At 51.3% G+C, this 5,240-nt stretch carries 4 protein-coding genes; all 4 read left to right on the forward strand.

Annotated features, from left to right (window positions below; translation table 11 throughout):
* The first annotated feature begins 49 nt into the window (after positions 1-49).
* The 4 genes from nifK (at position 50) to nifX (ending at position 5,132) form a co-directional block, all read left to right on the forward strand.
* Complete coding sequence (nifK, locus tag IQ268_RS31680; protein ID WP_193887417.1) at positions 50-1,588, forward strand: nitrogenase molybdenum-iron protein subunit beta; 1,539 nt, start codon at positions 50-52, stop codon at positions 1,586-1,588.
* 67 nt (positions 1,589-1,655) lie between these two features.
* The gene (locus IQ268_RS31685) at positions 1,656-1,970 is read left to right on the forward strand and encodes a Mo-dependent nitrogenase C-terminal domain-containing protein (RefSeq protein WP_193887419.1); all 315 of its coding nucleotides are present in this window, start codon (positions 1,656-1,658) and stop codon (positions 1,968-1,970) included.
* 50 nt (positions 1,971-2,020) lie between these two features.
* Positions 2,021-4,750, forward strand: a complete 2,730-nt coding sequence (locus tag IQ268_RS31690) for a bifunctional nitrogenase iron-molybdenum cofactor biosynthesis protein NifEN (protein ID WP_193887421.1) — start codon at positions 2,021-2,023, stop codon at positions 4,748-4,750.
* Complete coding sequence (gene nifX / locus IQ268_RS31695; RefSeq protein ID WP_193887423.1) at positions 4,725-5,132, forward strand: nitrogen fixation protein NifX; 408 nt, start codon at positions 4,725-4,727, stop codon at positions 5,130-5,132. Before IQ268_RS31690 ends, nifX begins: the two co-directional genes overlap by 26 nt.
* Positions 5,133-5,240 lie beyond the last annotated feature (108 nt).

Genomic DNA, 5,240 nt, shown 5'->3' on the forward strand with positions numbered 1-5,240 from the left:
CCCACTCACCCACCCACTCACCATCCCTCATCACAGGAGAACACCCATCATGGCTCAAAACGACATCAACAACATCAAAGATCACGCTGAATTATTTCACCAGGACGAGTACCAGGAACTATTTGCAGCGAAGAAGGAATTTGAAGGTGGACATAGCCCGGAAGAGGTTGCTCGCATCGCTGAATGGACTAAAACTTGGGAGTATCGCGAGAAGAACTTCTCCCGTGAAGCCCTCACCGTTAACCCTGCCAAAGCCTGCCAGCCGTTAGGGGCAATTCTTGCAGCGGTTGGATTTGAAGGCACCCTGCCCTTTGTCCACGGGTCTCAAGGCTGTGTTGCTTATTTCCGATCGCACTTTACCCGTCACTTTAAAGAACCCTTCTCGGCAGTCTCGTCTTCCATGACAGAAGACGCAGCCGTATTCGGTGGACAGAACAACTTAATTGACGGCTTAGCAAACAGCTACAGCCTCTATAAGCCCCAAATGATTGCCGTCTGTACCACCTGCATGGCGGAAGTGATTGGGGATGACCTGCAAGCCTTCATCAACAATGCCAAGAGTGCCGGGTCAGTACCACAAGAATTCCCCGTACCCTATGCTCACACCCCTAGCTTTGTCGGCTCCCACATCACGGGCTACGACAACATGATGAAGGGCATTCTGACCAACCTGACCAAAGACCAGAAAGCAGAAACCACCAACGGCAAGATCAACTTCATTCCCGGCTTTGAAACCTACATTGGCAACTTGCGGGAAATTAAGCGGATTGCATCCCTGGTGGGCGTGGATTACACCCTACTGGCAGATAACTCGGACTATCTGGATTCACCCAATACGGGCGAGTACAACATGTATCCGGGTGGCACACCATTGGCAGCAGCGGCTGACTCGATCAATGCCGAAGCTACGATCGCCTTCCAGGCATACTCCACCACCAAAACGCGCGAATACATTGAAAAAGATTGGAAACAGCCCACTTCAGTGGTGCGTCCGGTTGGCATTCGCGGTACTGATGAGTTTCTCATCAAGCTCTCGGCCCTGACTGGTCTTCCAATTCCTAAAGAACTGGAAGACGAACGGGGTCGGGCGGTTGATGCGCTAACAGACTCCCAGGCATGGCTGCACGGCAAGCGCATGGCTCTGTATGGTGACCCTGATTTGGTGATTGGATTGGTGCAATTCCTGTTGGAAATTGGGGCAGAACCCGTTCACATCGTTGTCACCAACAGCAACCCTGAGTTTGAAGCTGAACTGCGATCGCTCCTGGATTCCAGCCCCTTTGGCGCAGGCGCAACCATCTGGGGCGACAAAGACCTGTGGCATCTACGATCGCTCCTGTTTACCGAACCCGTAGACTTGTTGATTGGCAATTCCTACGGTAAGTATCTCTGGCGTGATACTAAGACTCCATTCGTGCGGATTGGCTATCCTATCTTCGATCGCCATCATTTGCACCGCTACGCCACCTATGGATATCAGGGCACGATCAACCTGCTCAACTGGATCGTGAACACCTTGCTGGATGAACTCGATCGCAATACTATCATTCCGGCAAAAACCGATATCTCCTACGACCTGATCCGTTGACGTTCATTGTAGGGATGTTGTGCAGGCAACGTCTCTACAACCGTCTTCCTCTTTTAGGACGATTCTCATGGCTACTCTCATTCACGATCACTCCCACTCCTTGAGGCCAAACAGACAACGGAAAATTGATATCTTCGCGCCCCTTCGCCAAGGGCTTGATCGGATCAAATTTCGCCATTCTAAGTTTGCCCATCTGGTCTGCCGACTTATTCCCTGCCAGTGCGCTTTTGAGAGAGACATTACCCTATTCGGACGGATTCACCATATCCCTGCACTGTGCAAAATCAATCCTCTTTATGACGACTTGATCCGTTTACGCTTTCGTGCCCTTACCTACCTGACTGATGTTTGCGGTGAGGATATCGAAAAATACATTTGTTAGCCACTGCATCACCCCACACTCTCATCCACCCTTCACCCAGGACTTGAGCCATGAGAATGACCCAAGGCAAGATCAAAGAACTGCTGACTGAACCCGGCTGCGAACACAACCAGCACAAGCATGGGGACAAGAAAAATAAAGCCTGTACCCAACAGGCACAGCCCGGTGCAGCTCAGGGGGGTTGCGCCTTTGACGGAGCAATGATTGCGCTAGTCCCCATTACGGATGCCGCTCACCTGGTGCATGGCCCGATCGCCTGTTCCGGCAACTCTTGGGGCAGCCGGGGCAGCCTTTCCTCCGGCTCGACGCTGTACAAAATGGGCTTCACCACTGACCTAAATGAGAATGATGTAATTTTTGGTGGTGAGAAGCGGCTGTATAAGTCCATCCTGGAGGTGCAACAGCGCTATAATCCGGCGGCTATCTTTGTTTACTCCACCTGTGTCACAGCACTGATTGGCGATGATCTGGATGCGGTTTGTCAGAAGGCGGTTGAAAAGACAGGAACTCCAGTGATTCCTGTGAATTCTCCCGGTTTCATTGGCAGCAAAAACTTGGGCAATCGAGTCGGTGGCGAAGCATTGTTGGAGTATGTGGTGGGTACAGCGGAACCAGAGTACACCACTCCCTATGACATCAATCTGATTGGAGAATACAATATTGCAGGCGAGTTGTGGAACGTACTGCCGCTGTTTGAGAAATTGGGCATTCGCGTGCTGGCGAAAATTACAGGCGATGCTCGTTATCACGAAATTGCCTGTGCCCATCGTGCCAAGCTCAACGTCATGATTTGTTCAAAGGCGTTGATCAACATGGCACGCAAGATGGAAGAACGCTACGGCATTCCTTACATTGAAGAGTCTTTCTATGGTGTAGAGGATATGAACCGTTGCTTGCGGAATGTAGCGTTGACGCTCGGTGATCCAGACTTGCAGGAACGGGTGGAACGCTTAATTGTAGACGAAACGGCTCAACTCGATCGCACCTTAGCGCCTTACCGCGATCGCCTTCAAGGTAAACGAGTTGTCCTTTACACCGGAGGTGTGAAGAGTTGGTCAATTGTCTCGGCGGCCAAAGATCTGGGAATGCAGGTGGTAGCCACCAGTACCAAGAAAAGTACGGAGGAAGACAAAGCTCGCATCAAAGAGCTATTGGGTCAAGACGGCATCATGCTAGAAAAGGGCAATGCTCAAGAATTGCTGCGAGTGATTGCTCAAACCCAGGCCGATATGCTGATTGCAGGCGGACGTAACCAATACACCGCGCTGAAAGCCCGGATTCCGTTTCTCGATATCAACCAGGAACGGCATCATTCCTATGCAGGGTATGTTGGCTTGGTGGAAATGGCGAGAGAGCTAGAGGAAGCTCTGTATAGCCCAATTTGGCAGCAGGTGCGGCAGGTGGCTCCCTGGGAGCAAGGAGAATGGGAGAGAAGTGTGAGGGAGTGGGAGAGTGGGCCGACTCAAGTGATTACATCGAAGAAGGCGATCGCTGTTAATCCTCTAAAGCAAAGTCAACCGCTGGGTGCAGCGCTCGCATTCCTGGGACTCAAAGGCATGATGCCGCTGTTTCATGGCTCTCAGGGGTGTACTGCCTTTGCCAAAGTGATGCTGGTGCGTCACTTCCGGGAAGCCGTTCCCCTCTCCACAACAGCCATGACAGAGGTTAGCACCATCCTGGGCGGTGACGAGAACATTGAACAGGCCATTCTTACCGTTGTGGAGAAATTCAAGCCAGAAATCATTGGACTCTGTACCACTGGGTTAACCGAAACCCGTGGAGATGACATGGAGGGCATTTTAAGAGACTTTCGCAAGCGCCAACCCCAGCTCGATCATCTGCCCATCGTGCTGGTTTCCACGGCTGATTTCAAGGGTGCCTTGCAGGATGGCTTTGCGGCGGCTGTTGAAAGCCTGATGAAAGAACTGCCCCAGCTTGATGAAGCCAAACCGGAGCAAGTCACCGTGCTGGCGGGTTCTGCACTGACACCCGGAGATGTGCAAGCACTAAAAGAGATGATTGCCGCCTTTGGATTAACGCCGATCGTCGTTCCCGATCTGTCTGCTTCCCTGGATGGTCACTTAGACGATTCCTACAGCGCCGTTACTGGTGGGGGAACCACCGTCACAGAACTGCGTGAGGTTGGGCGATCGGCCTATACCTTCGCCATCGGTGAAAGTATGCGAGAAGCGGCAGATGTGCTGGAACGGCGATTTGGTATCCCCTACGAAGTGTTTCCCCAACTCACAGGATTGGATGCCGTTGATCAGTTCCTGCAGGCTTTGACGGATATTAGCGGGGTGGAGGTGCCCGAAACCTATCGTCGTCAGCGTCGCCAGCTTCAAGATGCCATGCTCGACACCCATTTTTACGTGGGTCGTAAGCGGGTGTCTCTGGCACTAGAGCCTGATTTACTCTATGCCATTGCCTGGTGGCTAAATTTGATGGGAGCCGAAATTCACGCGGCTGTGACAACGACCAAATCTCCCTTACTCAAACACCTTCCGGTTGAAACGGTGGTCATTGGTGATCTAGATGACTTTGAGCAACGGGCAGTCGGCTCTGATCTAATCATCACCAATTCCAATGGGGCTGCGATCGCTGAGCGCCTCAACATTCCCCTCTACCGTTTGGGATTTCCGGTGTTCGATCGATTGGGTAACGGGCAACGCTGCACCATTGGCTATCACGGCACCATGCAGCTTTTGTTTGAAATTGGCAATTTGTTCCTAGACATGGAAAAGGAGAACCATCATGAAAATTGCCTTCGCCACCAATGATTTAATTCACATCAATGCTCACTTTGGTTGGGCCAAAAAACTAGCCGTTTACGATGTCACACCAGACGGATATCAGTTTGTAGAAACCATTGAATTTTCGGGCGATTTAAAGGAAGACGGCAACGAAGATAAGCTGGTTCCGAAAATTGAAGCCCTGGCCGATTGCACAATCGTTTACGTATCTGCGATCGGAGGAAGTGCAGCCGCCCGCCTAATCCGCAAGAAAGTGACTCCGATTAAAGCCAAGACGGAGAATGACGAAATTGATGAGGTTCTCAACAAACTCGTCATGACGTTGAACGGCAATCCGCCTCCCTGGTTGAGAAAAGCCTTGCAGCAGCAATCCAACACGATTGATCAGTTAGGGGTCGTTAAGAAATAACTTCACACTTTCTAGGTAAAATATTGCTTAACTTTGAGCATAGAATTACCAGAGCCGTGTCTGAACAACCAGTGCATCAATGCCAATGTCCGATTTGCCAAGCAACCG

The organism is Oculatella sp. LEGE 06141 (assembly GCF_015207605.1).
GTDB lineage: Bacteria > Cyanobacteriota > Cyanobacteriia > Elainellales > Elainellaceae > Oculatella.